Annotated in this window: 20 protein-coding genes; 1 reads left to right on the forward strand and 19 read right to left on the reverse strand. The window is 52.5% G+C overall.

From position 1 onward, the window contains the following. Positions 1-26 precede the first annotated feature (26 nt). The 19 genes from DFR38_RS06565 to DFR38_RS21845 all read right to left on the reverse strand — a co-directional run bounded on the left by DFR38_RS06565 (position 27) and on the right by DFR38_RS21845 (position 16,531). Positions 27-3,194: a tape measure protein gene (locus DFR38_RS06565; protein ID WP_059284541.1), complete on the reverse strand. Its 3,168-nt coding sequence runs from the start codon at positions 3,192-3,194 to the stop codon at positions 27-29. A gap of 117 nt (positions 3,195-3,311) precedes the next feature. Beyond that, positions 3,312-3,659, reverse strand: coding sequence for a hypothetical protein (locus DFR38_RS06570; RefSeq protein ID WP_110313171.1), 348 nt, complete (start codon positions 3,657-3,659; stop codon positions 3,312-3,314). 46 nt (positions 3,660-3,705) lie between these two features. Further along, on the reverse strand, positions 3,706-4,386 hold the full coding sequence (locus tag DFR38_RS20945) for a J domain-containing protein (RefSeq protein ID WP_146215937.1): 681 nt from the start codon (positions 4,384-4,386) through the stop codon (positions 3,706-3,708). Between the two features lie 78 nt (positions 4,387-4,464). Further along, on the reverse strand, positions 4,465-4,992 hold the full coding sequence (locus tag DFR38_RS06575) for a hypothetical protein (RefSeq protein WP_146215938.1): 528 nt from the start codon (positions 4,990-4,992) through the stop codon (positions 4,465-4,467). Between the two features lie 57 nt (positions 4,993-5,049). Continuing rightward, positions 5,050-5,469 (reverse strand): hypothetical protein, encoded by a 420-nt coding sequence (locus tag DFR38_RS20950; protein WP_059284538.1) that lies wholly within the window; start codon positions 5,467-5,469, stop codon positions 5,050-5,052. Next, positions 5,466-5,954, reverse strand: coding sequence for an HK97-gp10 family putative phage morphogenesis protein (locus tag DFR38_RS06585; RefSeq protein ID WP_158527700.1), 489 nt, complete (start codon positions 5,952-5,954; stop codon positions 5,466-5,468). The genes DFR38_RS20950 and DFR38_RS06585 overlap by 4 nt, the downstream gene beginning before the upstream one ends. Then, positions 5,932-6,267 carry a head-tail adaptor protein gene (locus DFR38_RS06590; protein ID WP_158527701.1) on the reverse strand — a complete coding sequence of 112 codons (336 nt, stop codon included), beginning with the start codon at positions 6,265-6,267 and terminating at the stop codon, positions 5,932-5,934. Before DFR38_RS06590 ends, DFR38_RS06585 begins: the two co-directional genes overlap by 23 nt. After that, entirely contained in the window at positions 6,260-6,814 is a 555-nt protein-coding gene (locus DFR38_RS06595; RefSeq protein WP_059287571.1) for a head-tail connector protein, read from the reverse strand. Before DFR38_RS06595 ends, DFR38_RS06590 begins: the two co-directional genes overlap by 8 nt. A 52-nt stretch (positions 6,815-6,866) precedes the next feature. Then, positions 6,867-7,289 carry a hypothetical protein gene (locus DFR38_RS20955; protein ID WP_146215939.1) on the reverse strand — a complete coding sequence of 141 codons (423 nt, stop codon included), beginning with the start codon at positions 7,287-7,289 and terminating at the stop codon, positions 6,867-6,869. Positions 7,290-7,345: 56 nt separating this feature from the next. Next, positions 7,346-8,548, reverse strand: a complete 1,203-nt coding sequence (locus DFR38_RS06605; protein WP_110313177.1) for a phage major capsid protein — start codon at positions 8,546-8,548, stop codon at positions 7,346-7,348. 67 nt (positions 8,549-8,615) lie between these two features. After that, complete coding sequence (locus tag DFR38_RS06610; protein WP_110313178.1) at positions 8,616-9,407, reverse strand: head maturation protease, ClpP-related; 792 nt, start codon at positions 9,405-9,407, stop codon at positions 8,616-8,618. Next, positions 9,370-10,635 (reverse strand): phage portal protein, encoded by a 1,266-nt coding sequence (locus DFR38_RS06615; protein WP_059286204.1) that lies wholly within the window; start codon positions 10,633-10,635, stop codon positions 9,370-9,372. The genes DFR38_RS06610 and DFR38_RS06615 overlap by 38 nt, the downstream gene beginning before the upstream one ends. Further along, positions 10,635-12,245, reverse strand: coding sequence for a terminase large subunit (locus DFR38_RS06620; RefSeq protein WP_059286207.1), 1,611 nt, complete (start codon positions 12,243-12,245; stop codon positions 10,635-10,637). Before DFR38_RS06620 ends, DFR38_RS06615 begins: the two co-directional genes overlap by 1 nt. 92 nt (positions 12,246-12,337) lie before the next feature. After that, positions 12,338-12,835, reverse strand: a complete 498-nt coding sequence (locus DFR38_RS06625; RefSeq protein ID WP_239688678.1) for a P27 family phage terminase small subunit — start codon at positions 12,833-12,835, stop codon at positions 12,338-12,340. Positions 12,836-13,635: 800 nt separating this feature from the next. Then, the gene (locus tag DFR38_RS06635; RefSeq protein ID WP_059286203.1) at positions 13,636-14,133 is read right to left on the reverse strand and encodes a hypothetical protein; all 498 of its coding nucleotides are present in this window, start codon (positions 14,131-14,133) and stop codon (positions 13,636-13,638) included. Between the two features lie 119 nt (positions 14,134-14,252). Further along, positions 14,253-15,209, reverse strand: a complete 957-nt coding sequence (locus DFR38_RS06640; RefSeq protein ID WP_059286202.1) for a hypothetical protein — start codon at positions 15,207-15,209, stop codon at positions 14,253-14,255. Continuing rightward, positions 15,209-15,466 carry a hypothetical protein gene (locus DFR38_RS06645; RefSeq protein ID WP_059286201.1) on the reverse strand — a complete coding sequence of 86 codons (258 nt, stop codon included), beginning with the start codon at positions 15,464-15,466 and terminating at the stop codon, positions 15,209-15,211. Before DFR38_RS06645 ends, DFR38_RS06640 begins: the two co-directional genes overlap by 1 nt. A 180-nt stretch (positions 15,467-15,646) precedes the next feature. Next, entirely contained in the window at positions 15,647-16,135 is a 489-nt protein-coding gene (locus tag DFR38_RS06655) for a hypothetical protein (protein ID WP_059286199.1), read from the reverse strand. A 207-nt stretch (positions 16,136-16,342) separates the two neighbouring features. Then, a complete protein-coding gene (locus DFR38_RS21845; RefSeq protein ID WP_082693466.1) occupies positions 16,343-16,531 on the reverse strand; it encodes a helix-turn-helix domain-containing protein in 189 nt (62 codons plus the stop codon). Between the two features lie 48 nt (positions 16,532-16,579). On the opposite strand from DFR38_RS21845, the gene DFR38_RS06665 reads away from it, so the two are divergent. After that, on the forward strand, positions 16,580-16,957 hold the full coding sequence (locus DFR38_RS06665; protein ID WP_110313179.1) for a helix-turn-helix domain-containing protein: 378 nt from the start codon (positions 16,580-16,582) through the stop codon (positions 16,955-16,957). The last annotated feature ends 119 nt before the right edge of the window (positions 16,958-17,076 follow it).

Genomic DNA, 17,076 nt, shown 5'->3' on the forward strand with positions numbered 1-17,076 from the left:
CAAATAAAAAAGCCCACCGAAGTGGGCTATCCATGTTTTAAATTAAATTTTCGCGCAGCATCTAACAATTGCGAAACAGAACTGCCAGAACCGTGTAGCTTTACCGGATCAGACATCCCGGGCAAATATAGATTTACTGGCGACCCCATCGATACATCCGCAGGCGAAGTTGATAGCGACGGAATATTCAGACTACCGGCAACCGATGGGAAATCAGCGCCAACCAGACCACCCACGTCATACCCACGCAGATCCTGAACAGCCCTCATCCCTCGCGCATGAAAATCCTGCATAAACTCCAGCGCACCTGGCTCACGCATTCTGTATTGCGGCTGAACATACTCGCCACGATGCACAATGCCAGCAGGCTCTTTAACACCTCCATCACCGGTATAGCCACCAGAATCATAGCCAGGCGTCGTAACCCCAACAGCAGCCCGCGCATCTTGCAACAACTTTCCATCGGGCCCAACATACTGCACCGGAATGGTTAGCGGCTTCGTCCGCGCCTTTTCCTCGATCTGCGCCATGAATTTTTCAAGATCAAAAATGCCCTTTTCGGTATCAAAACCAATCGGCATGTTTTTGACTGCATCAGCAGCCCGCTTCAGCGCCTCTACCTTTTCCATGGCCTTCTGCAACTGATCCTTACCAACCTGCTCCCGGCCAGCATCCATACTATCCTGCGATCTACCGGCTTGATCATTGAATAGCTTGAATTCACCTTCAGTGATCTTTCCAGCACTACGCAGCTGGTTGATAACCTCCATCACACGACTGAATGCAGCCTCAGCAGCAGTGGCGTCCCGCGTAGCTTTCTGAAAATCACTATCCAGACCAGTTGCCCCAGCAGTCTTTTGACTATCAGCAGCCTTACGAGAAAGCTCCTCAGCCTTCCTCAGACTCTCGTAATAGTCGGTTACCCCCTGCGGGTCAGTATTTTTCGCTGCTGGATCAACTGCCTTATTGCTGGCCCAGGCATTCTGATGCTTTAGCCGCTCATCAGTCGCTTTTTTTAGATCATCATTAGCCCGGTCATATAACTTCTGCTCTTTAGCCAGATCAACAGCTAAATTTGCAAGAGCGCCATTACGGATAGCATCAACATTCTTATTGAACCGGTCTTCTGCTGCAGTCCTTCGCTGCGCATACCCCGAAAAGCCATCCATGGCTTTTTGATAGGCCAGCATTTCACGGGCCAATTGCCTGGACTGCTGATCTGCCAATACATTTCCACCGGCATTGGCAACAGCCTCAGCATGGCGCTGCAACATCTGCTGTTTATTCTCAAGCGAGCGCTTAAGGTCATCGCCATATTCAGCAATCTGTTCTTTACTCATGCTATTTAGCTGTTCATCAGTCCTGATGCCAACCTCCGTCCTCCCTGACGCCATAAGTGATGAAATTCGTGCCGACTGCGCCATTGCACGTTCAATTCTGCGATTATGCATTTCAAGCTGATCATATGCGACTTTTGCTGCAGCCGCTGCTAAAAGACCAGCTATGCCCAATGTTGCGGCAGTCTTGAAAGTAGCAACCTCAAATGTCAGGGCTTTAATTTTTTCTGATATGGCACCAAGCTTATCTAAAGCGCCCGCACCAAATACCAAATCAGCAATTGTTCCAACAGAACCCAATGCTAACATTGAAATCTTCAATGAATTAAACCCATTATCAACAGCAGAAATCCACCCAATAACAGACCTTAAAATAACCAAACCAGCATAGCTACCTGCCAGCAGCTTGATTGCATCAGCATGCTCACGAATAAAGCCCACTGTTGACTCAACAACAGACCCGATAGCACTGATGATATCGGCCATGCGCCGGCCCATTTTCTCCGCAGTACCGTCAGCCATTGCCGTGCGGATCATCTCAGTGAGCTTAGCAACCTGCTCCTTGGCAACATCCATCAGGCCGGCATCAGCTAGCTGCGCCTTGAACTGCTCCCAGATATCTGACAACTGAGATAATGCCCCCTGCCAGGTAGAAACCTGACTGGCTGCAGCCCCTTTTGCATCAGCCTCCATTGCCTGAATAAGCTTGGTGATCTCATTCCGGCCCAGCTGCCCAGCTTCTGACATTTTCTGTAGATCTGCAGTGGTCTTATTGAGCGCCTTGCCGAGCAAATCCCACACAGGAACACCGGCATTGATCATCTGCAGGATGTCATCACCTTGTAGCTTTTGCTTACTCCAGGCTTGACCAAGTGCCAGGCCAATGCTGGTCAACTTCTCCTGACCACCACCCAGCCTTGCAGACTGATCAACAATTGCTTGCAACGAACCGGCCATGGGATCAAGACCAAAGTTCCGAAGCTGGATATATGACCCAGTCAAATCCTTTACGCCAAATGGTGAATCAAGCGCCAGTTGCTTCATGGCAGCAAATGCATGATTGCCAACAGTTGCAGATTTTTCGACCGCAACCAGTTGCACTTTCAACGTTTCAAACTGCCCCGCCGTATCAAGTACAACATTGGATGCCGAATACAAGGCCGCAGCCAGGGCGGTCAGCGCAGCAACAGCACCAACTACCTCACCACGCATACCAGACAAGAAACCTGCACCAACAGGCGTAGAAGCCTGGCCATGAAGCTCAGCAAGCTTTACACGCAGCTGCTCAGCCGCCTTAGCCTGCTCCTGATAGGATAGCTTCCCACTTGCAAGAAGCCTGTCATATGCCAGCTGTAGCTTTTCGACCTTTCCCTGCATCTCAGCAGGATCAACCAGCCCCAACTCAGCACGCGACGAGGAAACCGACTTCTCTCGAATGGCCCCCACGCTGACATCACGAACTTTGCTTTGTATCTTCTGCTGAGCAGCCGGAAGATTGGCGATATCAACACCTGCAGATGCTAATTCCTTTTTGACATCGCGCCAGGCAGATATCTGCTTCCGCATCCGATCTTCTGCTTTTTTGAGCGCCTTTTCCGTCTTGCCCAAGCCGGCCTCAAGATCAGCAGTTGGCCCAGTAGCCTGACTGATAGCAGTACGGTATCCCTCAGCCTCCTTTTTCAGCCTGAAAAACTCGCCAGACGCTGCTTTCGCATCCTTCTGCAGCTTGCCAAATATTTCCACCTGAGCAGACTGCCGGGCCATACCCTGCAAAGCAGAACCATATTTCTTTTCCGCTGCAGCCACTTCAGATACCCAGCCACTGGCATCACCTTGAAGCGCCAGGCGGATCAGCATGTCATTACTTGCCACTGGATGCCTCCTTGCAGGCTACTGAAAACAGGGAATAGGGATACGTCAAAACATTTGTATGGCCCAGCGTCACCAGCGCACAGATCGCACGATCCAGTGATGCTATTGCACTCTCTCGACTAGCTTTCCGAGACGATCCCGTATTCCGAAAAAAAGCGGATTTACCTCTTTTGCCGCGATGCACAGCATATCCAGATCAGAACTTGTCGCATGCAGTAGATCATCAACCAGCATCCCCGCCATAAATGCCAACTCGCTAAGAGTAATATCCTCAAGAATAAGCGCATCAATATAATCAACAGGCTTAATGCTTAGCAAATTACGAACATCAGAAACATTAAGTTCCTTAAAGACAATTTCACTGCCATGCAAGTTGACAATTTTACATTTCTTTGACATATATTCACCAAATAAAAAAGCCCGGCTTCCCGGGCTTATATTAACTAGCATGTCTATATGGAACTATGAATATTCCACTTATGCGCGCACCACTATTTCAAGGCACAACACCGCCCTGATTAATTATCAACTCCTTCTGCTTAGCGATAACATCACTGACAATCCTGTCAGACCTAACAGCAGGGTAAATAAATAAAAATAGAGAAATTATTGATATAGCAATTGGCATAAACAGCATACCTCTCAATCCATACCGACTTCTGCAAGACATGTACCAAACATATCCAACAGGAAATACCACCATTATTACTAAAAATATTAAAAAACTTGGTAATGGATCATCGCTTTTGCTATTACCATAAAGCTCTCTTGCCGCAATTACTCCAACAATAGCAGACATAACGCCATACATAGCTATTGCAACTGCTTTTGCAATAACCATCAGCGGGCCAATTGCAACAAAAAGCATAATTGGTGCAGAAAGTGCAATTGGCAATGTGACCAACAGTACACTACTGTCAATCCTTCTCAAATCATCTTGGCAGGATATATTCGATATATTTCCATCACTGATTAATTTTTCTCTTTGACGCCGATCATATTCAATTCTTTTTTCTGGGAAAAGTAATATTTCAGCACATAAAGAAAGCATTCTAGCTTGCGTAGCATCAGCCCCATCAGCTCTATGCTTTTCAGCTATAGAGTTAATTGCAGATCTTATTGCCTCAGGAGCTGCATTATTTTGCACTCCTAAAAAATCATATAGTGACTGACTCATGTCATGAACCTTCTTGAAAAATCCATGACATCAGACTATCACATGAACTGCTCCCGGTCGAACCGGGAGCAACACATGCTAGACCTTGGTATCCATCTCGATCTTGAAGTACTGGCTCTTGCCAGCGGGCTTGGACGAATCCGCCAGGATCGCACCCTTGACCTTCAAGGTCGAAAAATCATCGCCGATCAGATCAAGACTGTCCGCTGGAGACACCTTCAGTCGATAGACCTCAACAGTAACAGATGCACCGCTCTGGGCTTCATTCAGACCCTCAAAGCGCAACGAGTACTCTTTCCCGACCTGTGTCAGTGCCTCAATAGAAGCCACCCCAGTTGCATTGTCAACGCTATATCCACCGGATGTAGCCAATGCCAGATTTTCCGGAGATAGCTCACGCAGATCCATTTCAGCTGTTATATCATTGATACGATAAACCGTATTCTGATTACCACCACCGGCAGTTTTATAATTTGCCAGTTTCTTTTCATCGATAGACAACTTAAATGACAGAGAGCTGCAGTTACCCATCGCATGTTCTACTGCCCCATCGATCAGAATAACCATACCCTTACCGATAAAGCTATACTCTTGAATCGTACTCATATCGCCTCCCATTAGGCAAAAAAAATCCTGCCGAAGCAGGGACATTAAATACTGATATCACGGCTCCTCAGCCGCTCGTCGGTGGCGGATACGAATATCCAAATGAATCATGTAAATCATTTCATCTCGATTGAACTGGTAAAGAGTCCTACGCTCCCTCAATGAAATAATATGCAGAACACCATTTAGATTATGAGTTGCAAAAAGCGCCTTACGCAAACGCATTTGATGCGGTCTAATTCTGCTATAAACCTGGCCACCCTCAGCATCAATAAGCGTAGTAATACGCATATCAACCTGATCATTACGAACTGCCATGCCCTCCTTGTCCTCAGGCACAGATTCATCCAGGTGAATAACAGAGGCTGGTTCGCGAATATCCTCAGGCTTCACTACCAGATCACCGACGGTAACGCGATCCCCTAAAACCGAGCCAAGAACCTGCTCAACGGCATAGGCAAGATCAAAATCTTTCACAGCTTTGCCTCCATCAATTGCAACAGCACCATCCGCGCCCCCGCCATTACGGTTTCTGTTGCCTGCTCACCTACACGCTCGACAGATGGAGACATGAAAGGCTCAGCGGCCATTTTCTCAGTCCCCTCTTCCAGAAATCGCCCATAAAATGCCGTCACCACTACTGATGAACGGCCCTTGCTGGCCTTGTCTGCCAAACGCTGAGCTTTTAGCTGGCCGTTTCGCATTCTCTTGGCTCTTGTTGCCACCGTCACAAAACCAGTCAGCGGCGCATCAGTCTTTCTCCAGTTTGTCCACGCAATGATCTGCGACCGAAGAAAACCACTATCACGCGGAGCCAGTTGCTTTGCCTCGCGCTGAATGATCTGCACCCCGGCCAGCAGAGGCTTTGAAAGCGCCCGCCGATCAGATACCGAATCACCCAAGCTGCCAAGCCGTAAAAAAACACGCTGCTGCTGATCGTCAGCCGTTACCTTGATGTCCATGGTCGTACTCCAGTAGCAATTCCATATCCCGGCGCTGGCCATTTTTATCAATAGGCGGTGCAACGATTCGATACGTGCGCCCGCGCCATACAACACGCATGTCAGCATCCACACCATCAACCCAACTACAAAAGCCTCGCGCATCGGCAACATAGTTTGTCGAATCGCCTACCCGCTCCCGACCAGTCAAGTCACGCACATCCATCCAGCGCCGCGGACCGACACGCTGCCAGACATCAACAGATTCACCCGCGCCATTCTTCCCCTTTACCCGCTGCTGAATCTCCCCCTTGCACACACGATCACTACGCATAGCGCCTCCACGGATCAAGCAGGCCATCCACATGCGAACGCGGCAGCATAGCCACCGCAGACGCCCCCTGAATAACCTCCTCCGAATTCCGCAAAGCCGTGGCCACACGGATCAGCACCCATTGCCTGATTGCATCCGGCACCGTGCTAACCGTCCAGGCACCACACGAGAAGGAAACATCCACCTCGACTGCATCAGCAGGCCAGCCGTCAAACAGGATCAAGTCCTTGCCCCGTGCCAGACGCCAAGCATGCATAGGAAGCGGAGTTTCAACACCCGATGCATCACGCGCAACAATAGACGAAACCGCCAGCACATCACTTCGCAAGGCCAGCAGTGCAACACCAACATCATCAAAAGTGCGGCACCAGGACTGAGGCAGAATTGGCCGCTGCATTTCATGCTCTGCCGTGGCCACCGCTGCTGATACAAACAGCGTCAGCAAGCCATCAAGATCAGTCTCATCCTCATCAATGCGGCACTGAGTGCGCACCATCGACAAATCGGAAAACAATGGAGCCGCCGCAGCGACCAATTTTTCACGCATAGTTCACCCCCTCGCTGATGCGGCATATCGCTATGCCGCATCGACCAGGAAATTACTTCTTACTGGAAGCGGCCTTCGCTTCAGTACCGGCTTGTTCATCCGTACTGGCCTGAGTATCAACGCCAGCTTGAGCATCCGCAGTAGCCTGGACATCAGCACCAGCTTGGGAATCAGCTCCATCCTGAACATCAGCACCTGCCCGAATATCAGCACCTGCCTGAGCGTCAGCAGCTGCCTGAACAGCTGGACTCTGCGCCAACAGGTAATCAGCACCGCCCAGGCCACGCGCAAACTCGACACCGGCAGAATCAGTGCAGTACAGATCCGGGCTGGCCAGGATGGTGGACGGATCACCAGTGACAAGATCATTCGGGCGCACCATCACTTCTTTCGGGTCAGGTTCAGCGACCACAAAAGCCATGTGGGAATACAGAACGCGGGCAACCAGCACACCCAGCTTCGATTTAGTTGTCATGCGACACCTCAAAAGAAAAACCCCTCAAAGGAGGGGCTTTCGTGAATGAAGGCCGATTAGGCCGCTGCTTGCTGGAAGGTTTTCACAGCACCACCAATGTCCAGCATATTGCCGTCATGACGAGCCAGCGCATGGAAGCCGACCAGACCTTGCTCGTTGTATTTCGAGTCAGTATTGCGATACAGCACGGTATCCAGCACATCGCGTATCAGATATTTGCCGTGATCACCGAAGCTGATGGTTTTGGCATTGGCCGCAGGAGCTGGCATATGCTGATTGATCTGATACGGATAACCAGACAGAGTATCCGGAGCCTTGACTTCCAGACCAGGCATCCAGAGCGGACGGCCCATACTGTCCTTCATTTTCTTCAGGACACGCAGAGTACTGTCATGCAGCATCCAGCTGGCATTAGCCCGATAAATCGGGTCAACACTGTGCTCCAGATCAACCAGATCATCATAGAGCACAGTTGCAGTCTGACCGGCACCAGCCACCTTGCCCACCGGGGCGGCAGTAATAATGCCCTTCGGCTGGCCAATGCCTGTACCGACAGTAAAGTGGCGGTTCGTGATACGGCCCAAACGCATACCCAACAGCTGAACAACATACGACTCAACATCAAAGGCAGCGTCTTGCAGCAGCTCGATGGACAGGGCAACCGTTTTGCTGGAGTACTTATAGGCATTCAAAGAAGCCTGGCCAAAAGTTGTATCCTGAGCATTTGCCGGGACATTCTCACCAATGATCTCCCCCTCTTCGGAAGTAGCATCGGTAACCGGGAAAAGCAGGCCAGCACCAGTCTGCGTGCTTACCACAGTTGCCAGATTGCGCATCCCGCCAAACAACTTCATTGCTTGAAGGATGGAGCTGTACATCTCATTCGGCACCAGGTAGCCACCGCCAGCCGGAGCTGCAATAGTTTGCGCATTGGTAAAGCGCGGATCTTGTTGCAGAGCACGCACACCATCACGACCATCACGAAGGAAGGCAACCAGCATTTCACGGCGCAGCTCAGCCGCATTCTCCAGGATCACACCACGGAATTGACTGGTAGCCTGGTCATTGGCGGCGATACCTTCCTGAACAGTCAGCGCAGCCTGAATGGCATTGATCTGCTGGTCAATCTGTTCAACTTCGGTTTGCATTGCTACAAACTGAGTCTGACGATCAGAATTCCATACGCCATCAGCATCAACCAGCGCCTTCATCTTGTTGGCGATTTCAACACGCTTTTCACGCAGAGCTTGCAGCTTCATATAGGGTCTCCAGAAATGAAAAAACCCGCCATTGGCGGGTATTAGGGTTTGTCGCGGAAGCCCCGCGTCAGCAATTCAGATTGAGCAGCACCAGTTGGCGCTTGGCAGCCTCACGGCCATCATCAGAAGCAGAGTTTTCAACAGGATCAACAACTGGCTCTGCGACAGGCGCAGGCTTGACTACCGAAGCAGCTGGCGCAGCAGAAGGCTGCAACAGTGCCTTGGGCGCATTCTTGCAAGATGAGAAATCCCAGCAGCTATTATCGACAGCTGCTGAACCAGCACCATCAATCGCATCGACAAAGCCAGCTGCTTTTGCCTCATCTGCTGTGAACCAGGTTTCCGCCTCCATCCATGCAGCAACCTGCTCAGCCGGCTGGCCGGTCTTACGCACGTAATCAGCGCAGATCGTGCTATCGACCTTATCAAGCAGGTCAGCAACCTGCCGCAAATCCTCAGCATCACCAGCAGCGACCGTTGCGGCCTGATGGATCATGAACATGCCACCATCCGTAATCCGCACTTCATCGCAATTCACTGCAATGAAAGTTGCCGCCGAAGCAGCCAGGCCATCGATATGCGCGATCACCTTCGCACCAGAAGCGCGTAAGGCGGCGATGATGGCGCGTGCGCCGAATACGTCACCGCCCGGACTATTGATACGCAGATGGATGGCTTCCACCCCGATCATTGCGGCGATTTCCTGACACAGCTGGCCAGGATCAACGCCGCACCATTCGTCGATAATGTCATACAGCCAGATCGTTGCCTCAGCACCACCCGGCGCAACCTCTGCACGCGGACAAACAGGCCGGGCAGCTTTAGCCTTGGGCCGGATCAGAAGGTTTTTGATTGCCATTCCCACTCCCTGCTTTCACGATTTCCCCCCCATCAGGATCAGGAGGCAGATTCTTGATATGCCGGACTTCATTGATCGTCATCCAGCCCTGCGAGCCCGGCCCACCCAGCGCCTTACTGAAGTACGCAGCCTGGGCGGCACTATCACCCTCAAGCAACGTATCAAGCCCAAACTCACAATAAACACCAGGCTTCACAAACAGCTTGCGATTCGCCTCCTGCTGAATGGCCATGAGATGGCGCTTGAGCGTGAACTTTACAAAGCCCTGCGTCATCGCCTCCAGCCCCGTCCCCCAGCTTGTCGCTTTGTCAGTCGCACCGATCATGTGCGGCGGAACACCGTAGATCCGCGCAATCTCGACCACTGAAAATGCACGCCCTTCCAGCAGTTGCATATCGACTGGAGAAATCTGCAACCGATCAAGCTTCCAGTCAGCACCAGATAGCACCATCGGGCGGCCAACATTCGCCAGCCCGTGCGCTCGCGCCTCAACTTCAGCACGAATATCCCGCTTCTGATCTTCATTCAGCTTTCCAGCAGTGCTGATCAGATACGATGCGCCAGTTCCCTGCCCAAATTGGCGCTCGCTGAACTGCTGCTGGCCAAGTGCAAGGCCGATGGTCTGATTAGCATAGTGACGAACCGGGGAAAGCGAACGAAGACCGTTATAGCCAAGACCAGGAACATGGATGATGTCATCCTCATGCACGCTATGAACCTGCCCAGTAGGTAGCCAGAATGTGTAGCAACGCCAGCCGCCCTGATCAAGCATCCGCTGCACTGTCGTAGCTCGCGGATTCAGCGGCTGGATACCTACCGGATTACCCCGCCTATCACGCATGATCCAGGCAACAAAATCACCGTCCAGCAACCGGGACTGCATCCCGTATTCCCACATAGCTGATGCCGTGTATTCATTCGTCGCAGATTCGTTGAACAGATACCAAAAATCATGATCAATCGGCTTACGGCCAGATGGAGTCTTCTGAAAGAACTGCAGCGGCAGCGTACTGACAATACCGGCGAGCAACTGGACACAGGCATAAACAGCACCAACCTGCATTGCAGTCGTCTCATTGACCGGAACTCCCGTAGCAGACGGCATGCCGAATACCTCGCCAAACCCGCCAGAGCCCTGGCCAAGATTCTGGACAGTAGGCTCTTTTCGCTGCTCAGTATCAGCAGCTGGCGGAGACTTACCCGCCCAAAACCGGTCAAAAAAGCCCATCAGCAAATCACCTCCACCTCTGTTTCATCATCCAGATATGTCATGGCCCGCGTTGCTGCCATAGAAAGCGCCACAATCGGATCAATACGGCCCTGACTACGCTTTTTGTCCGGCTTGATGTTTTCGTTACTGTCCATCAGCAGCGTCACATTCCCAGCGCACCAGCGGAGCAACGGATTTCCACCATGGCGTAGCCGCTTGCTGTAAACCAAGCGCTCAAGATGCTTCGCACCAGGTGACAGACCGGCAAAGTTTTGCGGTAGCTTTACCATCGGCACGTCCTTTTCCAGCAGCTGGTTCGCCAGGTGCGTGCTATTCCATGTGTCGAATGCGATTTCTCGCACATCAAAATCACGGCATGCCTGCTCAATGACTTCCCGAATTGGGTCGTAATCGGTTACATCACCCTCTGTAACGGTCAACCAGCCCTGCTTTTCCCACGCCTTGTAATCAGATCCGTTGTCTTGATCAGCTGCATCGACCTTCGCCTGAGGAACCCAGGCCCAAACCAGTACATACCATTCGCCATCCTCATCGCCAGGCGGCGGCGGGAACAAAAGCACAAAGGCCGTGATGTCTCGCGTACTGGCTAAGTCGAGTCCGCCGAAGCATTCACGGCCTTGCAGCATGCAAGGATCGAATTTCTTCTTTCCCTTGTCCCAAACCAGCATGTCAAACCAGGACAATGAGTCACCGACAAACACATTCAGGTCTTTTGTCAGAAAGTTTGCCCTGGCCGAAGGCATGATCTTCGCCTTAGCGGCCTGCGCTTCCATATATGAGTAGGTTTTTGCAGAACCCAGCGATGGATTGGCTTTTGGCCAGTTTTCCGACGAAAAAGGGTCATCCCCCTCATCAATCGTGTAAATCACCCCAAAAAAGCTGTCATCCTGCACCTCACCGCGCAGAATTCGCACCAAATACGACCGAATTTCGATGCAAATTCCGTCCAAAATGAACCCGGCAGTGGTGATTGCATTGATCAACGGCTGCGTCCGCGCCCCCAGCGCTGACTCCATCACATCCCAAACCTCGCGGGTTTTGTGCGCATGCAGCTCATCAACCAGACAGGCATATGGGTTTAGGCCATCAAGCGACTCCGCATTTGCTGGAAGCGGCTTATAAACGGACTCACCAATCGACATTTTTTCTTGATTGGCACCGTCAAAAATCCTGACTGACTTAGCCAGCCTGGGCGACTGGCGGCGCAGGCGCTTGATATTGTCGAATGCCGGCTTGAACACAGACATGGCCTGCTCACGCGTCGTCGCAATCGAATAAACCTCAGCACCGCCCTCACCGTCCATCATCCACAAGTACGAACCAATCGGCCCCCACCAGGTGGACTTGCCATTTTTGCGGGCAACCTCTTCATAACCCGTCCGGAAGCGGCGGCACCCATCCGATGCCCTCCGCCAGCCGAAGATAACTGCCGTCCAGAACAGCTGCCAGCCATCAAGCATGATCGGCTGCCGGGCAAGCGGCCCTTTGATATGAACAAACCAGCCCTGTACATAGTTGATGACATGCCAGGCATGGCCAGGACTGAAAAACAACCCGCGCTTTGCACCTTGTTGCAGATCACGATAATGGCGCTCAACTGCCAGCATGGTCAGCTGACCAACAACGATTTCACCGCGCAGTACAGGCACACCATAAACCCGATCCCACTCTTGCCAATCAGCCTCAGCCGGAATCAGCTTTAAGCGGCTGACGGGTGGCTTTTTGCGTGACCGACCAGACCGTCGAACAGATCGTCTTGCGGCGTTGCCGCTGGAAGCTTGGCTTTTACCGTCGCCACTGACGGCAGAGTCAGGCAGCATTCCGGTAGCCATTGCAGCAGCTCCTTTTTCAGATTTCGCGCAACATAGAAAATGGCATGCGGCTGCTGGTGACCATTCGGCGTGGTCACCATGTAGGAACCACGATTTTTTTCCATCAGATCCGCCAACTGGTTCTCAGCGTCCTGCCACTGAATCCATGTCCGCACCACAACGCTGATGGCCAGGCCGCCAGTCATGTGCTCGATACCAGCCAGGCGGAGGCTTTCACAGATGTAGTCCCATGCCTTGCGCTCCCGACTATTGAAATTGACACCCGGCGGCGAGGACGGGCTGTCAATTCCATTGCCAACGGCACCAGTTGCCGCCTGTCCACCACCACCAGGAATTACCGTAAAAGGCGGCTTTTCCTGACTCACTACGCGCTCCAATCAGTTGCACATACGAAAAAAGGCCTCCGACACCGTAAAAACGGCTCAGAAGCCTTCCATTTCTTAACCCCCCCCTGCTTAAAAACAGGTGGCCATAAAAATTCGGACTTAGGCACGCGGTTCTGATCGGTCGGCCTTGGACTTTTGGACACCCCCCGCCCAAAAACCGCACCACTTCGGTGCGCCGCACCCCTTTTCCCGACCCATCTCATTCAGCCGGTCGTACGCTTTCGATTGCCGAAACCGCCATCCTCTGCCGCTGTTTTCTTGTCATGACAGCGCTTTGCCATCGGCATCCAGTTTGCTGTATCCCAGAACAGCGCTTGCGCTCGCCGGATTGCCTCAACATCACCGCTATCCAAGGCATCTTTCAGCCGGTGCGGTTTGATGTGATCGACCACCTCAGCCAGAGTCAGAAGCCCTCGACCCTTACAGTCCGGACACTCACACAATGGCCGCTCGCGCAGAAATGTTGCCCGCGCCTTTGCCCATCGCCCGTCATACCCTCGACTAGCAGCAGACCCGCGCCGCTGATCAACCTCTCGCCGACTCTCTCGCAGATGCTCTTTACAGAATCCCTTCCCATCACGCACCAGGACACGGCAACCGCGATGACGGCAGGGAGTTGGTGCAGCTTTAGGCATGGCGAATCCAGAAAAAGAAATGCCCCGACCGAAGCCAGGGCATTTTAAACAAGAGGAGAAATAGCAGAGACAAGCACAAACCGCACCCAGAAATGCAAAAAGCCCTGAGAGTTTCTCAGGGCTTTTAGGCATGACAAAGATGGCTTATGCCACCAGCTTCTCACGCCATACGGCGGGTTCACGACCATGTGAAGCGGATGATAGGCGGTTTGCATTTTCTTTGCAAGCGATCATTGCAGCCAACTGCTCAATCTCTTTCGCTGTGCGCAACAGCTCATACCAGAAAAAACGGCCATCCCGGCCCGATTTCTTTACTAACCTACTTTGGGATATCTGGAAGCAAAAATAATCCCGCAGCTGCAATTTTTCCCGGCTTAGCCGACCGCCGGACTTTACCCAAGCCGCTTCTATAATCTCAGCATCAGCAATATCAACCGCGCCGGACTGCTCAGGCAAGTATCTGCAACTATCGCAAGGGACTTCATCCTCAAAGCAGTATTCACACCTGTTCGATCTGAATTTCCCTTCTAGCCCACCTGCCCGGCCATCCTGTCTGGAGTACGAACTCCACCGGCCCCAATTCTTCAAGCGCGCATAAAGATACTCGGGAAAATCATCCTTTTTTACAATTTCAAACGACATCTTGAATCCTCCGGATACTGTCCTGAAGAATCCCCTAGCCCAGTCAATGCCGGGCTTTTATATGCTGCAATTTTACCACGCAAACCACACCATGCACGCTATGCGAACATGGATAACCACTAGATATTGCTCTTTGCAAACTCCTCATGCCCCTGTCGAGCCAGCCAGGCACGAATGCGGCGAACACCCGCACTGATACCCTGCCGGGTTTGAACAGGAGCTGGCTCAGCTGGCTGTGGCATTGGCGTAGGCCGTGTCTGCTCAATAACCTCAGCAGGCTGCGGCCACCCATGCGATTTAGTCCCCTGCAGACGCTTTTCTATCGTTCCCTGAGCAACCACCCCGACCGCATAGGAAACAACTGATCGCACGCCCCGGATGCGGCGCGCCATCGCAATGCATAGCGACAACTCTTGCTCAGAGACTGGCCGCTTTTTCATGATGTCCGCCAACCGGCCAGCGGCATGCAACAGGCCACAATCCCCCATTTCATTATCAGAAAGCTGTTTTTTCAGCAGTTTGCCCGCCGCAGCAATCCACGGATCAGAGTTATACACAACACTATCAGTGCGCGCCCCTCTTTTATCTATGAATTGCCCCGATGGCTGGGGCTCAGACCCATATCCAGCAGCCAGTTTCCCGGCTTGCTGAACACCCGCATATTCTTTGCTGGCGCGGCTTTTAGCCTGACATCCAACAGACCCAACATTGTCACGATTTACGCGGGGCTCCTCATTTGAACGGACTTTTGCCAGCAGCAGGCGATAGCAGAAAACAAAGCGGGCAAGGCCAGTCCGCACAACACGCTTGATCAGACCGCGGCGCGACAGTCTCGCAATAGAAGCACGCAGAACATCGTCAGAGCGCACCGTCGGCGCTGCCGTCGACCCGCGCTCTCGATGCACCTCCATCCACTCGCGAAACCGCCGATAGCTGATGATCGCGCCCGCAGCACCGCCAACCACGCCAGTGGCCAGATTCATCCACCGGCGCATCAGCACGTACATGCGAAAGTCTTGGTCAGGCAACCCCTCCAGCGCTTCCAGCTCACTACCTGTCAGGTAAATACCTTCCATTACCGCTTTCCTAAAATTTCACGCGCCGCATGCATAGCATCCTGACGACTCATTACCGGCCCGGCGGGCGCTTCGCTAGCTACACCACCATCTGCAAGCACACGCTCAACATTCATCCGGTAGCCCTGGCCATAAAGCTCAGCCAGCCGGCGCAATTCCCGCTGCCGCAGAGCAACACCATTTTTCATGCCACGCAGCGAGGCCAGATACCGGGCATCGGCTGCGGCATCGCCAGACACATGCACCCACTCAATCACCGCGCTCCCTCCTTCTTTCGTCCGCCTGCCGCATCCGCGCATCGAGCAGATCCAGCAGCGCCCGCAAGCACTGCTGACCACGCTCACGCTTTTCTTCGCGGGTGGACCGCTTCACTCGGTATGCCTTGCCGACAGCCAAGCGGAAGCGGAAGGATTCACCAGGCGGGAGCGCCGGCATCATCAGCCACCACGCCCCAGGCGCTGCCGGATGAATACAGCAGCATCCTGATGCGCTGCCGCGCCTTCTTCGATCTCAACAAGCGCCCGCGTCAATTCGTCATGAGTGCAGCGATCAGCCAGCAGCGCAAATGCAGCCATGCCCTCACCGCTTTCCTTGGCCAGCGCCGACATCAGGGCCGCGTGACTATCAGTTACTTCATCAGCCATGCGCAGAGATACATCGATACCAAGCGGCGTAAATGCCTCCACCAGCACCTGCAGGCGTAGGTCTGGCGGCATGACTTGCAGCAGCATCGGGACGAAATTGGCCGACATCAGATTGGTATCTTTGGTCTGGTCATCCAGCCAACGCGTGATGCGCTCACAGTTGGTTTTCATCACGCGTACTACATCACCACCCGGCTCATGCCGATGAAAATCGACCAGCCAGACCACATCCAGACCCTGCTGGTAATAGCGCTGGACGATCTCATTTGCAACGACCTCCATAGACCATCTTTCGCGCTGCCGCCATGTATGCACGGCATCACGAAGAACACCGATCATGGTTTTGTGTGGGCGATTCCGCATGCCATTCATATGACGTCTCGCTATAGTGAAAGCAGATGCTCGACAGGCATCAGCGGTGAATAAAAAGTGCCGGGGACAAGCCGGCAAAAGCCAGCACGGACAAGGTGCAGGCGGGGAAATCAACAACTAGGGAACGCCCAACAAGAACTTCATCGGGATTTTTGTTGCGCGATGAACCGCTGCAATGCAATGCCGGGGAATCGGTCTCTTACCTGTCTCCCATAGCGAATAGCAGCTTTGATTTGTTCCTATGCGCGCAGCAGCCTCCGACTGTGTTAGCCCGCGTCGCTCGCGCCACGTCCGTAGTTTCGTCATGCCGGGAGTTTATTGCGTTACGCAATCAAATACAAGAAGGAAGTGCGCATGCAAATGATTGCAATACATCGATCATTGAGCGCTCAGCGCAACGATAAAATTTTATGTATGGAGAACTGGCAAACCAGAGCACGGCGCGTGATGGCCGAAAAGAAGCTCACCCAACGAAAAGTTGCAGACCTGATGAGCAGGTCTCAAAGCACTTTTGCATGCTGGCTAAGCGGAAGAAACACCCCAAATCTTGACGATATTCAAGCACTATCCAATGCGCTTGGAGTAAGTCCTGCCTGGCTTGTATATGGGGTTCAGTCCAGGGAAAATCCGATAGTTGGCCGCATCCTCAGCGTACTTCAAGAACTCCCCGAGGAGGATGCAGCCAAGTTGGCTGATGTTTTTGAAACATTAGCCGGTGCGACTAAGCAGTAGCTGATCCGGCACTAGCACGAAACAGTGCACTAAACTCACTCATGGCATGAACAATTAAATCCATACTTCCCCCACGCTCCAGCCGAATACTTCCATCCTTCCTAACAGCCATAAAAACA

This window comes from Aquitalea magnusonii (assembly GCF_003202035.1).
Lineage (GTDB): Bacteria > Pseudomonadota > Gammaproteobacteria > Burkholderiales > Chromobacteriaceae > Aquitalea > Aquitalea magnusonii.

Bases quoted from the DNA above. Each gene is read 5' to 3' on its own strand.
- DFR38_RS06610 (WP_110313178.1), bottom strand. From the start codon at position 9,407: ATGGCAATCAAAAACCTTCTGATCCGGCCCAAGGCTAAAGCTGCCCGG.
- DFR38_RS20945 (WP_146215937.1), bottom strand. From the start codon at position 4,386: ATGAGTCAGTCACTATATGATTTTTTAGGAGTGCAAAATAATGCAGCT.
- DFR38_RS06590 (WP_158527701.1), bottom strand. From the start codon at position 6,267: ATGCGTAGTGATCGTGTGTGCAAGGGGGAGATTCAGCAGCGGGTAAAG.
- DFR38_RS06575 (WP_146215938.1), bottom strand. From the start codon at position 4,992: ATGAGTACGATTCAAGAGTATAGCTTTATCGGTAAGGGTATGGTTATT.
- DFR38_RS21845 (WP_082693466.1), bottom strand. From the start codon at position 16,531: ATGACGAAACTACGGACGTGGCGCGAGCGACGCGGGCTAACACAGTCG.
- DFR38_RS06655 (WP_059286199.1), bottom strand. From the start codon at position 16,135: ATGGAGGTCGTTGCAAATGAGATCGTCCAGCGCTATTACCAGCAGGGT.
- DFR38_RS06570 (WP_110313171.1), bottom strand. From the start codon at position 3,659: ATGCTAGTTAATATAAGCCCGGGAAGCCGGGCTTTTTTATTTGGTGAA.
- DFR38_RS06665 (WP_110313179.1), top strand. From the start codon at position 16,580: ATGCAAATGATTGCAATACATCGATCATTGAGCGCTCAGCGCAACGAT.
- DFR38_RS06620 (WP_059286207.1), bottom strand. From the start codon at position 12,245: ATGCTGGCAGTTGAGCGCCATTATCGTGATCTGCAACAAGGTGCAAAG.
- DFR38_RS20955 (WP_146215939.1), bottom strand. From the start codon at position 7,289: ATGACAACTAAATCGAAGCTGGGTGTGCTGGTTGCCCGCGTTCTGTAT.
- DFR38_RS06640 (WP_059286202.1), bottom strand. From the start codon at position 15,209: ATGGAAGGTATTTACCTGACAGGTAGTGAGCTGGAAGCGCTGGAGGGG.
- DFR38_RS06635 (WP_059286203.1), bottom strand. From the start codon at position 14,133: ATGTCGTTTGAAATTGTAAAAAAGGATGATTTTCCCGAGTATCTTTAT.
- DFR38_RS06595 (WP_059287571.1), bottom strand. From the start codon at position 6,814: ATGCGTGAAAAATTGGTCGCTGCGGCGGCTCCATTGTTTTCCGATTTG.
- DFR38_RS06565 (WP_059284541.1), bottom strand. From the start codon at position 3,194: ATGCTGATCCGCCTGGCGCTTCAAGGTGATGCCAGTGGCTGGGTATCT.
- DFR38_RS06585 (WP_158527700.1), bottom strand. From the start codon at position 5,954: ATGGACATCAAGGTAACGGCTGACGATCAGCAGCAGCGTGTTTTTTTA.
- DFR38_RS06605 (WP_110313177.1), bottom strand. From the start codon at position 8,548: ATGAAGCTGCAAGCTCTGCGTGAAAAGCGTGTTGAAATCGCCAACAAG.
- DFR38_RS06615 (WP_059286204.1), bottom strand. From the start codon at position 10,635: ATGGGCTTTTTTGACCGGTTTTGGGCGGGTAAGTCTCCGCCAGCTGCT.